Below are 20021 nucleotides of genomic sequence, written 5' to 3' on the forward strand. Positions count from 1 at the left end.
TGCCTCGCATCTAGGTAAAGTTTATCTTTTTTCAAAGAGTCGTAGGCGTATTCAGTTACACCAAAATAGTCATGCAAGAATACTACATATAAACGACTGTGTTCGAATAAACGAACTTGTATTCCTTTCTTTGAAATATTGAAAGTAGCCCGTGTTCGATTACGAACACTTTCCTTTCTATGAAGATATTAAGCCGTTAAGCGACTCAAAGAAAAATAGGAAACTCTCCGACGATGCCTCGCATCTAGGTAAAGTTTATCTTTTTTCAAAGAGTCGTAGGCGTATTCAATTCTGTAAAAGTTAGAAGGGTATTTACCCAAAAACAGAGGCTGGGTTGCAACCTCTGTGATTGGAAATTTTATTGACGAATGATTTCTATTCTCGAGAAGATGAGAACTGAGTTCGAGCTAAGAACCTTAACCGACTTCCTACTAATTTTCAAGAAGTCAGGATAAAAAGGTCTCCCAGTCCAACCGCTCGTTTCTGAATTCTGGCTCACGGGATAAAAACGTTCCCTGAACCATTTACGACGTGAGAAAACAAAGTCGATCATACTTTGTTTTCGAGCTAGTAAGACACCTAGGTTAGCCGTAATAGCGGTAACCGTTAACTGATGAGCTACTTTTAGTAGCCATCAGTTTTGGTGTGTTACTTTTCAGTAAACTCGCCATCCACCACATCATCGCCTGCATTGTTAGCTGTTTGAGCACCTTCTTGGCCTGCGGCTGCTTGTTGTGCTGCTGCGGCTTGCTCATAAAGTTTCACTGCAAGAGCTTGAGCTTTTTCGTTGAGGTTTTCAAGTTTAGCCTTCATGTCGTCCAAGTTGTTTGCTTCTTGAGCTGCTTTCAACTCATCAAGGGCTGCTTGGGCTTGGTCACGTTCTGCGTCGAAGCCTTTTCCTTCCGTTTCTTTCAGAGTTTTCTCAGTCGCAAAGATTGCTTGGTCAACATCGTTACGAAGGTCCACTTCTTCCTTACGTTTCTTATCTGCTTCCGCGTTTGCTTCTGCATCTTTCATCATGCGGTCGATTTCTTCATCTGTCAAACCTGAGTTAGACTGGATAACGATAGTTTGCTCTTTTTGGGTACCAAGGTCTTTGGCTTTTACAGAAACGATACCGTTCTTGTCGATGTCAAATGTTACTTCGATTTGTGGAATACCACGAGGCGCTGCTGGAATGTCTGTCAATTGGAAGCGGCCAAGAGTCTTGTTGTCCGCTGCCATTGGACGCTCACCTTGAAGCACGTGGATGTCAACAGCTGGCTGGTTGTCCGCCGCAGTTGAGAAGACTTGTGATTTAGAAGTTGGGATAGTTGTGTTACGGTCGATGAGTTTTGTAAATACGCCACCCATTGTTTCGATACCAAGTGACAATGGAGTTACGTCAAGGAGGACAACGTCTTTGACATCACCAGTGATGACACCACCTTGGATTGCCGCACCCATGGCAACCACTTCGTCAGGGTTGACAGATTTGTTTGGCTCTTTACCAGTTTCAGCCTTAACAGCTTCTACAACGGCTGGGATACGAGTTGAACCACCGACAAGGATAACTTCGTCGATTTCTGACAAGCTAAGTCCAGCATCTGAAAGGGCTTGACGAACAGGAACTTTTGTACGTTCTACAAGGTCGTAAGTCAATTCGTCAAATTTCGCACGAGTCAATGTCATTTCCAAGTGAAGCGGACCTGCTGCACCTGCAGTGATGAACGGCAAACTAATTTGAGTTGAAGTCACGCCTGACAAGTCTTTCTTAGCTTTTTCAGCCGCATCTTTCAAACGTTGAAGGGCCATCTTGTCAGCTGACAAGTCGATACCGTTTTCTTTCTTGAATTCTGCTACCATGTGGTCGATAATCTTTTGGTCAAAGTCGTCACCACCGAGCTTGTTATCACCTGCTGTTGCAAGTACATCGAAGACACCGTCACCGAGCTCAAGGATAGATACGTCGAAAGTACCACCACCAAGGTCGAATACCAAGATTTTCTCGTCTTTGTCAGTCTTGTCCAAACCGTAAGCAAGAGCTGCTGCAGTTGGTTCGTTGACAATACGTTCTACTTCAAGACCAGCGATTTTACCAGCGTCTTTGGTGGCTTGACGCTGTGCATCGTTGAAGTAAGCAGGAACAGTGATAACGGCTTTAGTTACTTTTTCACCAAGGTACTCTTCAGCGTAGCCTTTCAAGTATTGAAGAATCATAGCTGAGATTTCTTGTGGTGTGTATTCTTTGCCATTTGCTGAAACTTTTTCAGAAGTTCCCATTTTTGATTTGATAGAGATGATAGTATCTGGGTTAGTTACTGCTTGGCGTTTTGCCGCATCACCAACTATGATTTCACCATTTTTGAAAGACACAACAGACGGAGTTGTGCGGTTCCCTTCTGGGTTTGCGATAATTTTTGATTCAGTTCCTTCAAGAACTGCAACTGCTGAGTTTGTTGTACCTAAGTCAATACCGATAATTTTAGACATGTGTGTTACCTCTTATTTTAGTTTACTTTTATTCATTCATAGTTTACCGTCATTGCAGACGAGGTTTTTTCATAGTTTTCGAGTAACTCTTGTCGCTTTAGCGACCTTAGAGTTACCGACACAAAGTTTGCCCAAGAGCTAGGAGCCTCGCGACGAAGCGATTGGTTGCAAACTACTGTGCATGACATTTCGGTCAGGTTGTTCGACGCATGAAGATATAGTCATCTTCAATGTTGTTTGATTCTTGAAATCCTAACTTCTTCCAGAAATTTCTAGCTTCCAAATGTTCTTTATGAACTGGTAGGGAAATTTGGGCTAGACTGTACTCTGTTTTCAGATAGTCTATACAGACTTCAGCTGCTTTTCTGCCAAATCCCTTTCCTTGGTACTTCTTATCAATTAAGAAATTGATGATTTCACCATTGCTGTCTTTGCAGTAAAGCGAAACGTAGCCTATCAATTCACCTTCATTGTAAATAGCTTTCGGATGTGAGAATGGTCGAAGGCTCCAAGCTTCTGCCAATGAAAACTCAACTGAATCAACATAGTCTTCTTTAGATAAGCCAGAATCCAGATGTAAGCAATCGTGAAAATTCTCATCACTGATTTCGCGTAGCTCTAGCATTTATTCCGATACCACCACCATAGCCGGTCTCAACAGACGTTCATGCAACTTGTAGCCTTTTTGGAAGACTTGTGCAATGTGTTCTGCGGGGCAGTCGTCTGTAGCTGGGACTGTTTGAATGGCCATGTGAAGATTTGGGTCAAAGACATCTGTTGCGACTTCTTCCACCCCTTCTTCTTTGAGGGCTTGAATCAAGCTTTCCTGTACCATTTCCAAGCCTTTTTTGACATCTTCCGTCAAGCCTTCGACTTGAAGGGCACGTTCCAAGTTGTCCAAACTTGGCAAGATTTTCTTGGCTAAGTCTTGCGAACGGTAACGCTGAATGGTTTGGCGTTCCTCATTGGCACGGCGTTGGATATTTTGCATTTCAGCGTGGGCACGGAGGTACTTGTTTTCAAATTCCTCTGCACGCTCATTTGCCAAATCCAATTCTGATTTTTCAGGTGTCTCCACAACTTCTTCTGTTGCTTCAACCTCTTCTACGATTTCTTCGTTTTTGATTTCTTCTGACAAGTTGTTCACCTCTTCGTTTTCTATTATTACTTTGACAAATAATAAATTGAGTTCGGGCTAGAAACTCAGAAAAAAGATAGATTTCCTTGTGTCTGATGACACCGCGTCAATCTCCTATTTTTCAATCGTTTCCTTCACGCCCTCACATCTTAATTGACTTCATAATGATTACTACTTAGATATCGGTAGTAATCGGTTAATTTCATAAATAGGACGCGGCTGATGATGTTGATCAAACTCAGCTGCCTACGGTAGTCCATGTCAACAGGACCAAGCAAACTCATCTGGGCCATGCCCCGATAGGGGATTGGAAAGCGATGATGAATAACCGTTACATCTGCAAGAGCCGGATCGCTGTGTTCTGCCACTGTGATACTGGTCTGCTGGTCTTGTCCCAAACCTGCCCGTAGCTCTGTTGCCAAAACTTGTGGGCTATCCAAGAGCTGATAGGTGGCGAGATTGCCATAGGTCAGCGAAGCGACCTTTCCACTGATAAAGACTGATTCTTGGAAGAGATTGGAAAAGATGTAGTCCATGAGATCCAAGACATTGTCCGTCGTGGTAAAGTAACGTTGCACCACCTGAGGAATCTCCGTCCGCAGCTTGTAGTGGATTGCCAAGACCGTCTGGTCAACGAAGCGTTCATCCACTAGGCGTTTGAGCACTTCCAAGTCCCTGGTCAAAAAGTTCTTGGGAATGGCAAACTGAACAGTGACAGGTTTGGACTGATCCAAGGTCAAGACTGCCAGAGCATCGTGGCTACTGAGCTGCACGATGTCAAAGGAAGTCAACTGCTGACTGGTCGGCTCCACATCTAAGATGACCGAGGTGTAGCCTGTCAAATCCGCTAGGACTGTACTGGCCCGCTCCAAGATGTCTTCCAACTTGAAGGCTTCAAAGTCGAAGGCCTTGACCACCTGATAAACATCTTCTTCATTGATGTGTTCCAAGTTAAGCGAATGGTTGACAAAGTATTGAAAACCAGCCCTACTGGGCATCCGACCGCTTGACGTGTGGGCCTTTTCTAGCAAGCCCAGCTGCTCTAGCTTAGCCATATCATTGCGAATGGTCGCCGAACTAGATGCAATCATCTCCTGCAAGGCCTTAGAACCAACCGGCTCATGATGGCGCGTAAACAATTCAACAATCAGATTCAAAATATCATTTTGACGTTGGGTAATCATCTCCGCTCCTTTCATGAACACGATTGATTTTTAGCTTTAGCACTCTCGTATGGCGAGTGCTAAACTATATACTCTCATTATACGCCGAAAAAATGGATTGTCAAGAGAAAAAGACAAAAAATTAGCACTCTTTTGCTTAGAGTGCTAAAAATCAGTCTGAGGACCTAGTTGTTTTTTACAAGTCGATAAAAACGGTATCCAATCAACAGTACGAGAGGGATATAGATAGCGGAAAAAACAAGCGTAAATACATCATGATGCTCATTCAGATTCATCCCTATCAAAATGAAATAAAGTCCTAAGGATAGTAGAAAGCGTCTTTGGATGATTGTTTTAACAAATACCAGCTTGCTTTCCCTATCACCGTATATCTCAAGATCTCCCTTTACAGCTGCCTTCCTAAAAATAACGAAGCTTCGGCATGATGTGACAAACTCCCATCCGTAATCCTCGTACATACGCAAATAGGAGTCTCGGTCTTTATTTTTTGATTCCTTAAAATCAACCTGATACACAACCTCTTCTGGCTGGCATTTTTCAAAATGATAAAAGAAGCTCCAACGAATTTTAGTTAGCCTCCACCCTTTCCGATGCATTTCAGTCAGATACTGCGCCTGCTGATTGAAATCCGTGATAAAAAATACTTTACACTCTGTCTTAGTCTCCATAACTTTCCCCCTTACTATTTCGATAGAGCCGTTCAATTCGAGCCAATTCTATGTCTAGGATTTCTCGACCTGTTTCTGTTATCCGATAAAACTTTCGCTTGTCTTCTTCTCTGACAAAGGCAATCAAGCCGTCTTTCTCCATTTTCGATAGGGCGCCGTACATGGTCCCAGGGCTAATCACGACCTGACCTGCCGTGACTTCCTTGGTCTTCTGGGTAATATCATAGCCATGCCGTTCTTCCTGTAAATGAAAGAGAATATAAAAGGCTGTCTCTGTCATGGGAACATAGATGCGTTTTAACTTATCGTTCATAAAACTCCTTTCGCACTACGATACATCGAACTTCGATATATAGATTATATCGCAGCTCGATACACTTGTCAAGAAAAAAATCAGAGAAAAGTCCCTGATTTCATTTCTTGATTGTTTTAGAAAATGGTGTTTTATGTGTCGTGATAAAGTTTTCAAGCCAGCTAGCATCATCGCTCTCCGTCGCTACTTCTTCCCTTTCCTCATCCGTGTCCTGTTCTTCATCGTCTGAAAAATCGACTTTTCCAAACAGAACTACCTTGCCCTCCGTTTCAGCACTTGCTGAACTGCTATTAGTTGTTAGAAGCCCAAAAGTTACAAAACCTAGCATTGCAAGAGCACCTAAAACAAGTAATTTCTTCATCGATTATTTCCTCCAAGATAATTAAGAACCTGTATTCACAGTTCAGCACTTCTAACTAAGGCTAGTTTTTCAGCTACTCACCGTTCGTTTTTTCAAAATACCGTCAGTATTCCCTCAAAAAAACTGCCTTGATTAGCGAAAAACCATCTCTTCTCTAAAAGCACTTTTCTTGTGAATACAGGTTCTAAACATTGTTTTATAAAGTTGTCAAACTTACAAGTATTATCTTACAGGAAATGACGAGCCACTAAAAATTCATTACATATCTGTAACTTTCTCAATTTCCTTATTGACCTGGTGGATTAAATCATAGCAATCTAAAAATTTGGCAATATGCAGGCATTCCTTCATTATTTCTAGGCCACCATCATTTCCATTCATGTAGGACAAGCGTGCTTTTAGGAGCTTAAGCAGCAAGCGATCCCGCATATTCTTTTCCATGATATTGACAGAGTCAAGAATTTTGAGAAAACGAATCGCAGCAATCTCCTCTCCCCTATCTAACAAACTACTCGAAATATTGATGAGTACCTTATAGACATTATCTCTATTTTCAGTGATATCCATATAAAACTTTGTTCGATTGAGAACTTCCATTCCCAGAACTTCCAACATCTTGCTAGGAAGACCTCTGCTACAATTTCCGAAAATCCAGAGTTCAAATTTCCCCCAATCATCTATGGACATTAAATAGTCCGATAAAATAGCTTTTTCATCCTCAGAAACATCATAATCAGGATCGCACCATTGTTGCTTAAAAATATGAAAGGCCGCAACCATCACCCTATCAAACGGATGTCCATCCCTATCATACTCTGCTTGATGGTACAAAATTCTATCATCCATATACTGAGCATTGTGACTATAAACTGCACGGACAAATTCCTCTGATGAAAACAAATTATCTATCTGAAAGTAGGACTGGTATAGGGTAGAAAATTCGCCCTCTACCACATTCATCCGTCTTAAGCAATAAAAAAATGTATCTACAGAAAGATTGCTCTTTCCGTTTTCAAAACGTGATAACTGAGCAGGTGTCACGAAATCCCCTGCCACTTCTTTTAGAGACATATTTTTTGATTCACGAATGAGTTTAAAAATTTTTCCGTAAGTTCCCATTATATTCTCCACGCGTTACATTTATGTAACAAAATTCGCTAACTTTTGAATCTAGTATATCATAGATTTATCATTTTTTTATAGAAAGGCAGGTAGTTATGGCCTCCCTCTTATCTACCCAAGAATTATCAAAGCAATATGGGAAACAAAAGGCCGTTCAGCAGGTTTCTTTAACGATTAATAAAGGTGAAATCTGTGGCTTAGTCGGTGAAAATGGTGCTGGGAAGACAACGCTTCTCAGAATGTTATCGGGTCTCATATCCCAAACCTCAGGTACCATTACTAGTTCAAAAGATTGTCGTATTGGAGCTTTAATTGAATCCCCTGCTCTACAACCTAATTTATCTGCGATCGATAATCTTCGTTACATGGCTCTGCAATTAAACCTTAAGCAAGCTGATGAAAAAATCTTAGAGACATTAGCAATTGTCGGTTTAGAGGATGTGGATCCTAAGAAAAAATCTAAAGATTTTTCATTGGGAATGCGTCAACGTTTAGCCATTGCCTTAGCTATCCTAGATGACCCTGATTTTTTAATCCTAGACGAACCGATTAATGGTCTTGACCCTGTTGGAATCAAAGAGATGAGAAGCATTATTTTAAATCTTCGCAATCAATATGGGATGACCATCCTTATCTCCAGTCATATCCTATCAGAGCTTGAGATGGTGGTTGATCGATACATTATTATGCATAAGGGCCTTATCGTCAAAGAATTCTCAAAGCAAGAGCTTGAACAAACCCTAGAAGAACAGCTCTATCTACAAACGAACAACCATCCTAAGACCTTGATCGTCCTTGAAGAAAAGGGCATCGCTTACAAAATCGATAAGGGGTATATCAGTCTGCCATCAGATACAAATGTTATGAGCCTCATTCATCTCTTGATAAACCATGAGATTAAGGTCAAAGAAATTTTTAAACAACAAATGTCATTTGAAGATTATTACCTGACATTGCTTCAAGAAGGAGAAGAGCATGATACATTACTTTAAAGCTGATTTATTTAAGATTCAAAAAGAACAGAGATTAACGGTTTCATTGGGAGTCTTGGCTTTACTGTCCTTTTTATCCGCTTTTTTGTTGCATGGCAACGAAGACTTCACTAGCTCTCTTATTCAATTGCTTTCTCAATTTATCACACTATTTTTTATCGTCCCGACAAACCTATTCTTTGGAGAAGATTTTACTTACCGTACCATCAATCATATTATTATCAAGCAACAAACAAGAAAAGGAGTATTTTTCTATAAAGTCTTAGCAACCCTTCTGCTAGATCTCGCTTATATCCTTCTAGCCTATTTATTGAGTAGCAGTGTTGGCTTACTTCTAGGTGATCGTGTTGATTTTGCAGTGATAATACAAAGTTTCATTGTTCAAACACCTTTATTTATCTGTATCTCTCTGTTATCCATCCTGATATTTGTCAAGTCCAATAAGGTCAATCAAGCCTATCTTGCCTTTAGTTTAATGAGCCTTCTTTTTGACAATATCTCCAACCTCATTACTAGTAACCTACTCCATATGAAATTACCAACAGATTATTTTCTATTTCTTTCGCTTCAACAAGGAGAACATATTTCAAGATTATCCATGGGCGTTAGCTTTATGGCTGCTATACTATATCTCTATCTGAGTTACTTTATCTTCAGCAGGAAAGAGTTAAAATGATGTAACTTAGATTTCATATATAAAAACATGTATGTCACACATCAGAAAAAACGTATGACATACATGTTTTCATTTCACATTTATTTGCCTTGGGCAATCAACTCTGCCCCACGTTTGCGGTAGGATAGGTCGCCAACTGCTTCAATTAAAAGCTTGCCATTTTCGTATTTGAGGACGGTGATTGAGCCGTTATCGAGAAAGACATTAGCACCACGCTCTGGCTCCAACAGATGAGCCAGGGTTGCAATAGTCATACCGTGGCTGACCACAAGGGCATTGCCTCCACCTTGTTTCTCCAAATCTTGAGCGATGGCTTCAAAACCTGTTAATATGCGGTTGCTCAAGACCTCCCAAGATTCTGCCCAGCCAGCTGTGTCTGCCTCTTGGATACCTGCTGCGATTTCTGCAAAGGACATGCCTGTCGCATCAACTGTCCCTTTCAAGCGAGGCAGGACACCTTGGAAAAGCTCGGCATCATACATGCCCTCAAAACTACCGAAACACCATTCACGGATACGCTTGTCTTGGTAGTAAGGGATTTTTCCTAAAATCCCCAACTCACGCTGGGCGATGGTCATAGTTTGAACAGTTCTTCCCAAGTCACTAGAAACAGCTAGCTTAAAATCAACGCCTGCATCCTTGAGCCCCAAGCCCAATTCACGAATCCCTTCCTCACCAGCCTTGGTCAGCGGCGTATCACACCAGCCCTGCACGCGCCCAATGGTATTAAACATGGTTTTCCCGTGACGAGAAATATATAATCTTACGTCTGCCATAGCATTCTCCTTGTCTTTTCTTACTATATAGTATAACAAAAAACCGACTGCTTGTCGCAATCGGTCTACCTTATTTATGACTTGTAACATGCCAGGCATGACAAGCTGGACAAAAATAAGATCGCACAAGGTTTCTTTCTCCAATTTCCTTTTTTACTCGTTGACACCTGATAACAAATAGTTCTGCACTAATTCTATCAGTAAACCGAGCCTTGCCGGAATAACATTCCTTGAGCCGTTCTTCTTTTAGAGCCTTTAAAGATTTCTGACGACGAGTTCTTGTCATTTCGCCCTCCTATCTCAAATCGACCTAAACCACCATTTAGTTCTTAAAGCTATGAATCGGTGCTGGAATTTGTCCACCACGATTGATAAAGTCCACAGACGATGCTTGATTGACCTTCATGACAGGAGCTGTTCCCAGAAGGCCGCCAAATTCGATCATATCCCCTTCTTTTCCGAGAGGAATAATACGGACCGCAGTTGTTTTCTGATTGATAACCCCAATGGCTGCCTCATCCGCAATCATAGCCGCAATGGTTTCAGCTGGCGTTGTTTCTGGAATAGCAATCATGTCCAAACCAACAGAACAGATAGCCGTCATGGCTTCCAATTTTTCAAGGTTAAGGGAGCCATTTTGCACCGCCGCAATCATGCCCTCATCCTCAGACACAGGGATAAAGGCACCTGACAAGCCACCGACTTGGTTGCAGGCCATGACCCCACCCTTTTTGACTGCGTCATTGAGCAAAGCCAGGGCAGCAGTCGTTCCGTGCGTACCAACGGTTTCTAAGCCCATTTCCTCCAAAACCCGTGCTACTGAGTCGCCAACAGCTGGTGTTGGAGCAAGCGACAGGTCCACGATACCGAACTTAACCCCCAGGCGTTCACTGGCCATATTGCCGACCAACTGACCGATACGGGTAATCTTGAAGGCCGTTTTCTTGACGGTTTCCGCCACCACATCAAAGCTCTCACCACGCACTTTTTCAAGGGCACGCTTGACCACACCAGGCCCAGATACGCCGACGTTGATGACCACATCCGCCTCGCCGACACCATGGAAGGCACCCGCCATGAAAGGATTGTCCTCGACCGCATTGGCAAAGACCACCAGCTTGGCAGCCCCCATATCAGAAGCCTCCGCCGTCTCCTTGATGATCCGCCCCATGTCCCGCACAGCTGTCATATTGATACCCGTCTTGGTCGAGCCGATATTGACTGACGAGCAGACCTTAGAGGTTTGGGCCAATGCCTGCGGAATAGAGTTGATGAGGATTTCATCACCCTTTTGGTAGCCCTTTTGAACGAGAGCTGAAAAACCTCCGATAAAATCGATTCCGATCTCATGAGCCGCCTTGTCCAAGGCATGAGCCAAGGGAAGATAATCCGTCGCATCCGTCGCCGCACCAATCAAGGAAATAGGCGTCACCGATACCCGTTTGTTGACAATGGGAATGCCCAATTCTGCCGCAATCTCATCGCCGACTGCAACCAAGTTCTTGGCCTTGGTGACAATCTTGGTATACACTTTCTCCGCAGCTTTCTCGATATCCGCATCAATACAGTCCAAGAGGGAAATTCCCATGGTGATGGTCCGAATATCGAAGTGCTGCTCCTCGATCATCTCAATGGTTTCTCTAACCTGTCTAATATCCATGATTGCTCTCCTTACAAGTTGTGCATAGCATCAAAAATGGCCGCACTTTGAATGTTGATTTTCACGTTCAAATTTTGACCAAAGGCATCCAACTCCGAACGCAACTGAGTGAAATCTTTCTTCTCATCTGACGACACCACCGCCATCATAGTAAAATACTCATCCAAAACTGTCTGGGAAATATCATCAATATTGAGCCCCAACTCCGCAATCTTGGTCGCAACACCCGCAACAATTCCTGACTTGTCCTTACCGACAACTGTAACAATAGCTTTCATCTGAACACCTCTTCTAAATTTTCATTTATTTTATCATAAATATACAGAAAAAGGTACAAATCTTTTGATTTCTACCTGTATCGTACGTGTTTACAACTCCAACTGTTTCTTCTATTCGGCCACGGCTAGAGTTGCCTAGTTTTTAAGTTCCAAACTTTCTATTTCTACCAGTCTGTGATACACTAGTGTCATCGAATTCTATTATTTGTTGGTGGCGACAAGCTACCAACCTTTCTTTTGTTCAGAAAGGACACTTATGAAGATTATCAAGCAATTGTGGTGGTTCTTTTCCCTTGAGAAAAAGGCCTACCTGATTGGGATTTTATCACTCTGTTTGGTCAGTCTCCTCAATCTCCTTCCCGCTTCTATCATGGGGCAGTTGATTGACCAGATTGCCAGCGGACAGCTGACTGAGCACCGCTTGCTACTCGGGGTAGCCGGGCTCATCTTGTCAGCCTTGGCCATGTACGGCCTCCGCTATCTTTGGCGAATGAACATCCTGGCAACATCTTATCGTCTAGGAAAAATCATGAGGGCTCGGCTGTTTGACCACTTTATGCACCTATCTCCATCCTTTTTTCAGCAACATCGAACTGGGGATTTAATGGCCCATGCAACCAATGATATCAATGCCCTGACCCGACTAGCAGGTGGTGGCGTCATGTCCTTTGTCGACGCCACTGTCACTGCTTTGGTCACACTGATCACCATGAGTTTGAGCATTTCCTGGCAGATGACCTTAGTTGCAATCCTCCCCCTACCCTTCATGACGCTCACCACTAATTTTTTAGGCCGTCGCACTCATGAAAATTTCAAGGCTTCACAGGCAGCCTTTTCAGAGCTTAACAACAAGGTACAGGAAGCTGTTTCTGGTATAAAGGTCACCAAATCCTTTGGCTACCAAGAACAAGAAACGGCGGCTTTTCAGGAAGTCAACCAAGCAGCCTTCTTGCAGAATATCAAAACCATGCGTTACGATGCCCTGTTCAACCCTGCCGTCCTCTTTTTTATTGGCCTGTCCTACCTGCTGACCCTTCTGGTCGGCTCTCACTTCATCTCGCAAGGTCAGGTCAGTCTGGGCCAACTAGTAACTTTCATGACCTACTTGGATCTCCTAGTCTGGCCTCTCATGGCCATCGGTTTTTTGGTCAATATTAGCCAGCGTGGTGATGTATCTTACAATCGGATTCAGACCCTTCTCAGCATTTCTTCAGAGGTGGTTGAAACAGAGCAGTCGCTGCCTGCACCGAGCAATGGAGAGATTGTCTATGAGATTAGCGAATTTGCCTATGATAACCTACCAGTCCTCCAAGACATCCAGTTTCACATCAAAAAAGGGCAGACGATTGGCCTTGTGGGGCCAACAGGCTCTGGGAAGACCAGCCTGCTCAAGCTCCTGATGCGAGAATACGATGTGACACAGGGGCAAATTTTGCTCAATCAGGAAAACATCAAGAACTACAAGCTAGCTGACCTGCGACGCTTAATCGGCTATGTACCCCAGGACCAGTTCCTCTTTGCGACCAGCATTACTGAAAACATCCGCTTCGGCAATCCAGACCTCTCACTAGACCAGGTAGAAGAGGCCACTCGGGCTGTCCATGTCTATGAGGATATTCAGGATATGCCCGACCGCTTTGAAACCATGGTCGGCGAAAAGGGGATTTCCCTTTCTGGCGGACAAAAACAACGGTTGGCTATGGCCCGTGCCATGATTCTCAATCCAGATATTCTACTCTTGGATGATTCGCTCTCAGCGGTGGATGCTAAAACAGAACACGCTATTCTCGAAACCATCAAGCAAGAACGCCTTGATAAGACCACCATTATCACCGCCCACCGTCTGTCAGCTATTGTCCATGCAGACTTGATTCTGGTTCTTGAAGATGGGAAAATCGTAGAGCGAGGTCGTCACCAAGAATTACTAGATGAAAAAGGCTGGTATTACGATACCTATATGATGCAGCAATTAGAAAAGGAGGAAAGTGATGCTCTCTAAGACCAAACAAGCTAGTGTTTTTTGGCGACTCTTGTCCTATCTCAAAGCCTATCGACTGCTGACAGTCCTTGCCTTGAGCTTTTTGTTGCTGACTACCGTAGTCCGCAGCCTGATTCCCCTTCTGGCTTCCTATTTTATCGACCACTACATTTCTTCTATTTCTGAGACTGCTGTGGTTATTCTAGCGGCCTACTTCGCCCTCTATCTGCTTCAAATGCTGCTCCAGTATTTTGGAAATCTCTGGTTTGCAAAAGTTTCCTATAGCATTGTGAGGGATATTCGCAGGGATGCTTTTGGGAGAGTGGAAAAGTTGGGAATGGCTTATTTTGATCAGACTCCTAGTGGCTCCATTGTCTCTCGCATCACCAATGATACAGAGAGTATTTCAGAGATGTTTTCAGGGATTTTATCCAGTTTTATCTCAGCTCTCTTTATTATCATCACGACTCTTTCGACCATGTTTGCTCTGGATTGGAAATTGACCTGTCTGATCATCCTCTTTCTTCCCTTGATTTTCGTCTTGGTTAATCAATACAGAAAACGGTCAGCTCCTATTGTGGCCAAGACTAGAAGTCTGCTGAGTGCCATTAACAGCAAACTGGCTGAAAGTATTGAGGGCATTCGGATTATCCAGGCTTTTTCTCAGGAAGACCGCTTAAAAGCAGAGTTCGAAGCTATCAACCAGGAACATCTGAACTATGCCAGCCGTTCCATGGCCTTGGACAGTCTCTTTCTCCGTCCTGCTCTGTCACTTGTCAAGATTTTGGCCTATGCCCTGCTCATGACCTACTTTGGTTTGGATTGGTCACAGGCTGGGATTTCTGCTGGTCTTATCTATGCTTTCATCCAGTATGTCAATCGTCTTTTCGATCCCTTGCTGGATGTCACGCAGCATTTTTCCACCCTCCAAACCTCTATGGTATCTGCCGGACGGGTCTTTACGCTCATGGACCAGACTATCGAGGAGCCACTACAGCTGGACCGAGGGGCCAAGATTGACAAGGGGCATATTGTCTTTGAGGATGTTTGCTTTTCCTATGACGGCAAGCGGCAAATTCTGGATAAGGTTTCCTTTGAAGTGAGACAGGGGCAGACCATTGCTTTCGTAGGGGCCACTGGGTCTGGAAAATCCTCAATCATCAATGTCTTTATGCGTTTCTATGAGTTCCAATCTGGGCGGATTCTGATTGACGGTCAGGATATCCGCAGTTTTTCGCAAGAGGAATTGCGGTCCGCGATCGGCCTAGTCCTGCAAGATCCCTTCCTCTTTCACGGAACCATTGCGTCCAATATCCAGATGTATCAGGATATTTCCCAGAAGGAGATTGAGGAAGCGACTCGATTTGTGGATGCTGCTCCCTTCATAGAAAAACTTCCTGAGAAATACGACCACTTGGTCACTGAGCGGGGTACCGCCTTTTCGACAGGGCAACGGCAACTGCTGGCCTTTGCACGCACCATGGCTAGCCAGCCTAAGATTCTCATTTTAGACGAGGCTACCGCTAATATCGATTCTGAGACGGAGCAGACAGTCCAGACTTCTCTTGAGAAAATGCGAAAAGGGCGGACAACCATTGCCATCGCCCACCGTTTATCAACCATTCAAGATGCTGACTGTATCTATGTCTTGGACAAAGGGAAAATCATCGAGTCCGGCAACCACGAGCAACTCCTAGCTCTCAAGGGTCACTACCACCGCATGTACCAGTTGCAAGCAGGGCAGTTAGCAGCGACCTAGGCACCACTCCATTACAAAAGCCAAGTTCCAAAATGGACCTGGCTTTTTTCTTTTTCTACATTGTTGAGAACTGAAGACATCAGTCTATCTCTCTTTAACTCACATTCGCTGACCGACGGGCATAGGCTTTCCAGTCAATCCCACGAGCCTCACACCAGTTTTGTACATTAGGAGCCAAGACCAAATCTTTCTGACGGAGTTCCGCAATGTTTTTAGCACCCAGCATGGTCATGATTTCAGCCATCTGCCATTGATAAGTCTTAATAGCCTGCAAGCCGTCGTCAAAACGATGCCCCTTACCATCCTTGACATACTGGAGGAAATGATTGGACATCCCAACAAGGTCTGCACCAAGGGCCAATGATTTGACAATATCTAGTGGCGTCTTAATACCACCAGACGCAATCAAACTTGGGCGAACTTCTTCAGGAACAGACATGGCTTCCACCAAGGATGTCACAGTTGACTGACCCCAACCCTCTAAGTAGGTATAATCATTGAAGGTCCGACGGGCATTTTCAATCTTGGCGAAATCCGTCCCCCCAGTACCAGATACATCAATGGTCTTGACACCGACAGAAGCCAGCTGGGCAACTGTTTCACGGCTCATACCAAAACCAACTTCCTTGACGATGACCGGCACTTCCATCTCCCGCACTAGAGTTTCAATATTCTTCAACCACATGGTAAAATCACGGTCTCCCTCAGGCATGACAATCTCCTGAGGTGCATTGACATGGATTTGGATGGCATTGGCCTCCAACAAATCCACCGCCCGTTTGGCGTTCTCAACACTGTGGTGGGCACCTAGATTGGCAAAAATAATGCCATAAGGATTTTCCCGACGCATAACGGAGAAGGTTTCCGCAACTGACGGATCCTTGATCGCTGCACTAACCGAACCTGAAGCCAGAGCAATCTTCCCAAAATGCCCCATAATTCCCAAGAGGCGATTGATTTCCCGCGTCTTCTTGCTTCCACCGGTCATGGCATTGATGAAGAAAGGAAAGGCAAAGTCCAAACCAGCTACACTGGTCGAAATATCCACTTCATCCACCTTGGTCTGAGGTAGGGAATGATGGACAAACAAGGTCTCCGTAAAGTCCTTGGCCGGCGTGGCACTATATTGCTGGTTGGCCAAGCCAACGTGTTGATCCTTGCGGTCTAAACCAAATTCTCCTAGATAAAACATAGGGTTCTCCTTATTCTCTACTTGTGATCTTTAGTTGGAGTGGAAGAATGCCGGCTTGTTGCCAAGCCTTCTCAATCGCTACTTTTTGTTCCTTACTGTCTACCAAGCAAATGCCGCAGTCACCACCGCCTGCACCAGATGATTTGGCCACCGCTCCATAAGTCTGGGCCAGGTCACAGAGTTGGCTCAGTCGAGGCGTTTCAATGACCAAGCCCATTCCTCTCGCAAAGTCTTGTAGGAGCTTGCGGTTCTGAGCAATGGCCTGTCTTACTGACGCTGAGTCATTTGTCTGACAAGCTACTATCAACTGCTCTACACAGGTCTTGGAGTCGGCTAGAAACTGGCTATGAATGTGCTCTTTTTCTGCCTGACTTTTTTGACTTTCCATCTGGGAAACCAATCGATCTGTCGAAGCCGCCGACCCTGTCCAGCCAACCAAGAGACCTAAGCCTTCAGGTAGCTGGATGGGGCTGATGGACAAACCCTGCCAATCACTTTCCACCAGATCAAGCAGGGACAGCTCTGCCATTTTCCCTAACAGCCAAGAACGGTCCAGGGAATGATAGGCAATCAAGCCACCAAAACTGGAAGCCGCCAAATCACCGAAGGAACCCGTCATGCCTAGCTTGGTCTGGGCCAGGGCTGCCAGCTTGTAGGTCAGGAGGGCATCTGGTCGGTGACCGTAGTAGGTCAGGAGAGCCTTGACCGTCGCAACCGTCACTGCCCCTGACGACCCCAAGCCGTACTTAGCACCTGAAGTCTGGTCATCCAGGTCAGATTGGACCTCTAGGCTGTAGGTTGCTTGACAGGACTGACCTTTGGCTGTCAGATAGGCTTCTGTCACCTGCATGGCTGTCTCAATCAGAGCATAGGGATGGTCACCTTGGATATGAAGGGCACCTTCCTGACGCTCCCAGGTCAGATAGAGGTCTGCTTGCTGGCTGGAGTGAAGAAGGCCGCGGTCACTTGGTTCAATGGTGACAGTCAGGTATTGGTCAAGGGCCGCAATCACTGCGGGATAGCCTGCCTCGACGACTGCATATTCCCCTGCTAGAAAGAGTTTTCCAGGTATCTTTACTTGTACTTTCATGCTACAAGCCCTTTTCAAACGCTGCTTGTGAGACCTGCCACTCGTCTTCACTGAGGACGTAGGCAGCAGGACCAGGCTTGCTGGTAATGATTTTCTCTCTTGGAAAGACTTTGGCCAATTCAGCTACTAGCTCATCCATTTGACTTGCTCGGCAGAGGACCTTGACATTTGGTCCGGCATCCATGGTCATGTAGGCTGATAAGCCACTTGCCTCACGAACCTGACGGACCGCCTCTTGGGCCACTAGGCTATCGGCTGACCAGTAGGTAAAGGGCGGATTGGCAGACAAAGTTGTTGCGTGCATCTTCATACCATTGTGCTCTGTGATCTGACCAAGTTTTTCAAAATCACGGTTGGCAATAGCTGACTTGATGTCCACCAAGTCTTGCTTGGCAGTTTCTACCCAGGCTGTGTAAAATGGTGAGGTGGCAACCGTGTGGTCCATTCCCTCTCGACTGGCAATCTTTTTCGGTCCAGTATTGACGGCTAAGACGACCATGGCAATATCCCAATCGGCATCGTCAATGGGATGGGCCATCGAATCTTCCGAACCAGTTCCCATATCCCACTCAACAAATCCACCGAATAGGCTACGGGTGCTAGAGCCAGAACCCCTGCGAGCAAGGGTTGATAGGGTAGCTGGTGACAAATCTAAATCCAAGGCAGTTGCGGTTGCAAGCGCAAGGGCTGCGAAAGCTGATGCTGAGCTTGCCAAACCAGCTGCAGTCGGAACAAAATTTAGACTTTCCACTCGGGCAAATGCCCTTTCACCTATATATTCGCAAAACAAATCCAAAAATCGAGAAATTTTTAAAATTTCTTTTTCATTTTGTAAAATTCCGTTGAGATAGAACTCATCAGCAGTTAATTCTGGGTCAAAAACGACCTTGGTATCCGTATAAAATGCGTCAAGAGTAAGAGATAAACTGGAATTCATAGGTAGGAATAATTCCTTATCGCGTTTTCCCCAGTATTTAATCAAGGCAATATTGGTATGGGCACGGGCAATGCCTATTTGTTTAGTCATTGGTTTCTCCTAAGTACTGTATCCAGGTTTGGCGGGCGCCTGCTTGGGTAAGAATTTGAGCAAGAGTTTGAGCATCTTGGCCTGTTCTAACAAGAGCAATCATGCAACCGCCTCTTCCGCCACCGGTTAATTTGGCTCCGAGGGCTCCATTTTCTTGGGCAAGTCTGACGAGCTTATCCAGGCTAGGATCAGACACGCCTAATTTTTGCAGGAGGGTATGGGCTTGGTTCATTCTGCCGCCTAGAAGCTCTGCTTGGTCTGTGGCCAAATCTTCCTTAGCCAGTCGGGTCAAGTTGCCCAGTTCTTCTACTAGCTTGATAGCCTCTGGCTTTTTCTCCAACAAATCAGCCACGTCTGAAATGGCTTTTAAGGTATTTCCCGTCACGCCTGTATCAGCCACTACCAAGTGGGCACGGAGTTTCAGCTCAAAAGGTTCGATGGGCTGGTGCTTGATAAAGAAGACGGGGGACTTGCCACTGGTAGTCGCCGCATCAATGCCCGAGGGATTACCGTGAGCAATTTTTTCCGAAGACTGAACAATGTCCCAGAGTTCGCCGTCCGTCAGGTCTTTTTCGTAGTAGGCAAAGAGGGCGCGGGCAACGGCTACTGCAACGGCTGCACTGGAGCCCATGCCGCGCTCGGCAGGAATGGTGGAACTAATCTCGATATGAATAGCTGGGTCTGTCGGTGCTCCGATACGGTAGAGGGAAAAGCGGATGGCATGCTTGAGGCTTTCCCAGATTTTTGGCATCTTGTGGACCAGACCTTCGTAGAAGTCACAAGCAACACTTAGAGCCTGACCCTGCGCCCTTACCTGAGCGGTAATTTCAACAGCAGAAAAAGGCATAGCAATTGCTGGCTGACCATAGACAACCGAATGCTCGCCCATCAAAATGATTTTTCCATTTGCTTTTCCTACTACTGACATACTTTTCTCCTTATACAATCACTTCTATTATACCATTTTTACATAAGAATAGAACACACGAAAACAGCCGACCGCAGTCAGCTGTTCTCTGGAGATTATATGAAAAAGATATGCCAGCCGTTTGAGCTTTAGCTCTTACGGATGACGATACTGAATACTATTCAGTAAAGTTGTTCGCTATTTCTAGCTCGAATATAGTATAAATCTTTGAACTTAAACAAAACTGAAAGTTTTCTTAGACTTTTCTAAAACGATTTCTCATACTTATTTACTTAAAACTTAACACGAAAACAGCCGACCGCAAAATGAGGCTGGATCTTCCTCTTTACTTTGAGTTTCAAGGCTCAAACCTCTTACAGTCCACTGGACTGTAAAATTCATACAATTTTTTATATTATCGTATCTAA

General features: G+C 44.6%; 20 protein-coding genes. 4 read left to right on the forward strand and 16 right to left on the reverse strand.

From position 1 onward, the window contains the following. Positions 1–648 precede the first annotated feature (648 nt). The 8 genes from dnaK to P7J49_RS08090 form a co-directional block, all read right to left on the reverse strand. Positions 649–2472 (reverse strand): molecular chaperone DnaK, encoded by a 1824-nt coding sequence (gene dnaK / locus P7J49_RS08055; protein ID WP_002943084.1) that lies wholly within the window; start codon positions 2470–2472, stop codon positions 649–651. A gap of 193 nt (positions 2473–2665) precedes the next feature. Then, complete coding sequence (locus P7J49_RS08060; protein WP_408570372.1) at positions 2666–3097, reverse strand: GNAT family N-acetyltransferase; 432 nt, start codon at positions 3095–3097, stop codon at positions 2666–2668. Further along, positions 3098–3634: a nucleotide exchange factor GrpE gene (gene grpE / locus P7J49_RS08065; protein ID WP_370594842.1), complete on the reverse strand. Its 537-nt coding sequence runs from the start codon at positions 3632–3634 to the stop codon at positions 3098–3100. Positions 3635–3759: 125 nt separating this feature from the next. Continuing rightward, the gene (gene hrcA / locus P7J49_RS08070; RefSeq protein WP_408570394.1) at positions 3760–4794 is read right to left on the reverse strand and encodes a heat-inducible transcriptional repressor HrcA; all 1035 of its coding nucleotides are present in this window, start codon (positions 4792–4794) and stop codon (positions 3760–3762) included. Positions 4795–4958: 164 nt separating this feature from the next. After that, positions 4959–5462, reverse strand: coding sequence for a DUF2812 domain-containing protein (locus P7J49_RS08075; protein WP_222330225.1), 504 nt, complete (start codon positions 5460–5462; stop codon positions 4959–4961). After that, positions 5452–5775 carry a PadR family transcriptional regulator gene (locus P7J49_RS08080; RefSeq protein WP_222290805.1) on the reverse strand — a complete coding sequence of 108 codons (324 nt, stop codon included), beginning with the start codon at positions 5773–5775 and terminating at the stop codon, positions 5452–5454. Before P7J49_RS08080 ends, P7J49_RS08075 begins: the two co-directional genes overlap by 11 nt. 100 nt (positions 5776–5875) lie before the next feature. Next, the gene (locus P7J49_RS08085; protein WP_408570373.1) at positions 5876–6136 is read right to left on the reverse strand and encodes a hypothetical protein; all 261 of its coding nucleotides are present in this window, start codon (positions 6134–6136) and stop codon (positions 5876–5878) included. A gap of 258 nt (positions 6137–6394) precedes the next feature. Then, on the reverse strand, positions 6395–7255 hold the full coding sequence (locus tag P7J49_RS08090; RefSeq protein WP_408570374.1) for a helix-turn-helix domain-containing protein: 861 nt from the start codon (positions 7253–7255) through the stop codon (positions 6395–6397). A gap of 98 nt (positions 7256–7353) precedes the next feature. On the opposite strand from P7J49_RS08090, the gene P7J49_RS08095 reads away from it, so the two are divergent. Both P7J49_RS08095 and P7J49_RS08100 read left to right on the forward strand, forming a co-directional pair. Next, the gene (locus P7J49_RS08095; protein WP_408570375.1) at positions 7354–8250 is read left to right on the forward strand and encodes an ATP-binding cassette domain-containing protein; all 897 of its coding nucleotides are present in this window, start codon (positions 7354–7356) and stop codon (positions 8248–8250) included. After that, positions 8234–8926, forward strand: coding sequence for an ABC transporter permease (locus P7J49_RS08100; RefSeq protein WP_408570376.1), 693 nt, complete (start codon positions 8234–8236; stop codon positions 8924–8926). The genes P7J49_RS08095 and P7J49_RS08100 overlap by 17 nt, the downstream gene beginning before the upstream one ends. Positions 8927–9006: 80 nt before the next feature. Here P7J49_RS08100 and P7J49_RS08105 read toward each other — a convergent pair whose 3' ends face one another. The 4 genes from P7J49_RS08105 to P7J49_RS08120 form a co-directional block, all read right to left on the reverse strand. Further along, the gene (locus tag P7J49_RS08105) at positions 9007–9702 is read right to left on the reverse strand and encodes a histidine phosphatase family protein (RefSeq protein ID WP_024393277.1); all 696 of its coding nucleotides are present in this window, start codon (positions 9700–9702) and stop codon (positions 9007–9009) included. A 70-nt stretch (positions 9703–9772) separates the two neighbouring features. Further along, positions 9773–9988: a hypothetical protein gene (locus P7J49_RS08110; RefSeq protein WP_024375940.1), complete on the reverse strand. Its 216-nt coding sequence runs from the start codon at positions 9986–9988 to the stop codon at positions 9773–9775. A gap of 36 nt (positions 9989–10024) precedes the next feature. Further along, the gene (locus P7J49_RS08115) at positions 10025–11362 is read right to left on the reverse strand and encodes a PFL family protein (protein ID WP_029176352.1); all 1338 of its coding nucleotides are present in this window, start codon (positions 11360–11362) and stop codon (positions 10025–10027) included. An 11-nt stretch (positions 11363–11373) separates the two neighbouring features. Next, the gene (locus P7J49_RS08120) at positions 11374–11640 is read right to left on the reverse strand and encodes an ACT domain-containing protein (RefSeq protein WP_002941251.1); all 267 of its coding nucleotides are present in this window, start codon (positions 11638–11640) and stop codon (positions 11374–11376) included. Positions 11641–11896: 256 nt separating this feature from the next. Here P7J49_RS08120 and P7J49_RS08125 point away from each other — a divergent pair, with 256 nt between their 5' ends. Both P7J49_RS08125 and P7J49_RS08130 read left to right on the forward strand, forming a co-directional pair. Beyond that, a complete protein-coding gene (locus P7J49_RS08125; protein WP_408570377.1) occupies positions 11897–13639 on the forward strand; it encodes an ABC transporter ATP-binding protein in 1743 nt (580 codons plus the stop codon). Next, the gene (locus P7J49_RS08130) at positions 13629–15377 is read left to right on the forward strand and encodes an ABC transporter ATP-binding protein (protein WP_408570378.1); all 1749 of its coding nucleotides are present in this window, start codon (positions 13629–13631) and stop codon (positions 15375–15377) included. The genes P7J49_RS08125 and P7J49_RS08130 overlap by 11 nt, the downstream gene beginning before the upstream one ends. 94 nt (positions 15378–15471) lie before the next feature. Here the strand turns inward: P7J49_RS08130 and fni are convergent, their stop codons facing one another. The 4 genes from fni to mvk are packed head-to-tail and all read right to left on the reverse strand — an operon-like array spanning position 15472 to position 19614. Further along, the gene (gene fni, locus P7J49_RS08135; RefSeq protein WP_184493830.1) at positions 15472–16569 is read right to left on the reverse strand and encodes a type 2 isopentenyl-diphosphate Delta-isomerase; all 1098 of its coding nucleotides are present in this window, start codon (positions 16567–16569) and stop codon (positions 15472–15474) included. Between the two features lie 10 nt (positions 16570–16579). Continuing rightward, positions 16580–17659, reverse strand: coding sequence for a phosphomevalonate kinase (locus P7J49_RS08140; RefSeq protein ID WP_408570379.1), 1080 nt, complete (start codon positions 17657–17659; stop codon positions 16580–16582). 1 nt (position 17660) lies between these two features. Then, on the reverse strand, positions 17661–18686 hold the full coding sequence (gene mvaD, locus P7J49_RS08145) for a diphosphomevalonate decarboxylase (protein WP_408570380.1): 1026 nt from the start codon (positions 18684–18686) through the stop codon (positions 17661–17663). Next, positions 18679–19614 carry a mevalonate kinase gene (gene mvk / locus P7J49_RS08150; RefSeq protein WP_408570381.1) on the reverse strand — a complete coding sequence of 312 codons (936 nt, stop codon included), beginning with the start codon at positions 19612–19614 and terminating at the stop codon, positions 18679–18681. Before mvk ends, mvaD begins: the two co-directional genes overlap by 8 nt. Positions 19615–20021 lie beyond the last annotated feature (407 nt).

Origin of the sequence: Streptococcus suis (assembly GCF_046032515.1) — a bacterium.
Classification (GTDB): domain Bacteria; phylum Bacillota; class Bacilli; order Lactobacillales; family Streptococcaceae; genus Streptococcus; species Streptococcus suis_AL.

Coding starts and splice junctions, on each gene's coding strand:
- dnaK (WP_002943084.1), bottom strand. CDS start 2,472: ATGTCTAAAATTATCGGTATTGACTTAGGTACAACAAACTCAGCAGTT.
- P7J49_RS08080 (WP_222290805.1), bottom strand. CDS start 5,775: ATGAACGATAAGTTAAAACGCATCTATGTTCCCATGACAGAGACAGCC.
- mvk (WP_408570381.1), bottom strand. CDS start 19,614: ATGTCAGTAGTAGGAAAAGCAAATGGAAAAATCATTTTGATGGGCGAG.
- P7J49_RS08130 (WP_408570378.1), top strand. CDS start 13,629: ATGCTCTCTAAGACCAAACAAGCTAGTGTTTTTTGGCGACTCTTGTCC.
- P7J49_RS08085 (WP_408570373.1), bottom strand. CDS start 6,136: ATGAAGAAATTACTTGTTTTAGGTGCTCTTGCAATGCTAGGTTTTGTA.
- P7J49_RS08105 (WP_024393277.1), bottom strand. CDS start 9,702: ATGGCAGACGTAAGATTATATATTTCTCGTCACGGGAAAACCATGTTT.
- P7J49_RS08125 (WP_408570377.1), top strand. CDS start 11,897: ATGAAGATTATCAAGCAATTGTGGTGGTTCTTTTCCCTTGAGAAAAAG.
- P7J49_RS08090 (WP_408570374.1), bottom strand. CDS start 7,255: ATGGGAACTTACGGAAAAATTTTTAAACTCATTCGTGAATCAAAAAAT.
- P7J49_RS08110 (WP_024375940.1), bottom strand. CDS start 9,988: ATGACAAGAACTCGTCGTCAGAAATCTTTAAAGGCTCTAAAAGAAGAA.
- mvaD (WP_408570380.1), bottom strand. CDS start 18,686: ATGACTAAACAAATAGGCATTGCCCGTGCCCATACCAATATTGCCTTG.
- P7J49_RS08095 (WP_408570375.1), top strand. CDS start 7,354: ATGGCCTCCCTCTTATCTACCCAAGAATTATCAAAGCAATATGGGAAA.
- P7J49_RS08060 (WP_408570372.1), bottom strand. CDS start 3,097: ATGCTAGAGCTACGCGAAATCAGTGATGAGAATTTTCACGATTGCTTA.
- P7J49_RS08100 (WP_408570376.1), top strand. CDS start 8,234: ATGATACATTACTTTAAAGCTGATTTATTTAAGATTCAAAAAGAACAG.
- P7J49_RS08075 (WP_222330225.1), bottom strand. CDS start 5,462: ATGGAGACTAAGACAGAGTGTAAAGTATTTTTTATCACGGATTTCAAT.
- P7J49_RS08115 (WP_029176352.1), bottom strand. CDS start 11,362: ATGGATATTAGACAGGTTAGAGAAACCATTGAGATGATCGAGGAGCAG.
- P7J49_RS08120 (WP_002941251.1), bottom strand. CDS start 11,640: ATGAAAGCTATTGTTACAGTTGTCGGTAAGGACAAGTCAGGAATTGTT.
- P7J49_RS08140 (WP_408570379.1), bottom strand. CDS start 17,659: ATGAAAGTACAAGTAAAGATACCTGGAAAACTCTTTCTAGCAGGGGAA.
- fni (WP_184493830.1), bottom strand. CDS start 16,569: ATGTTTTATCTAGGAGAATTTGGTTTAGACCGCAAGGATCAACACGTT.
- hrcA (WP_408570394.1), bottom strand. CDS start 4,794: ATGATTACCCAACGTCAAAATGATATTTTGAATCTGATTGTTGAATTG.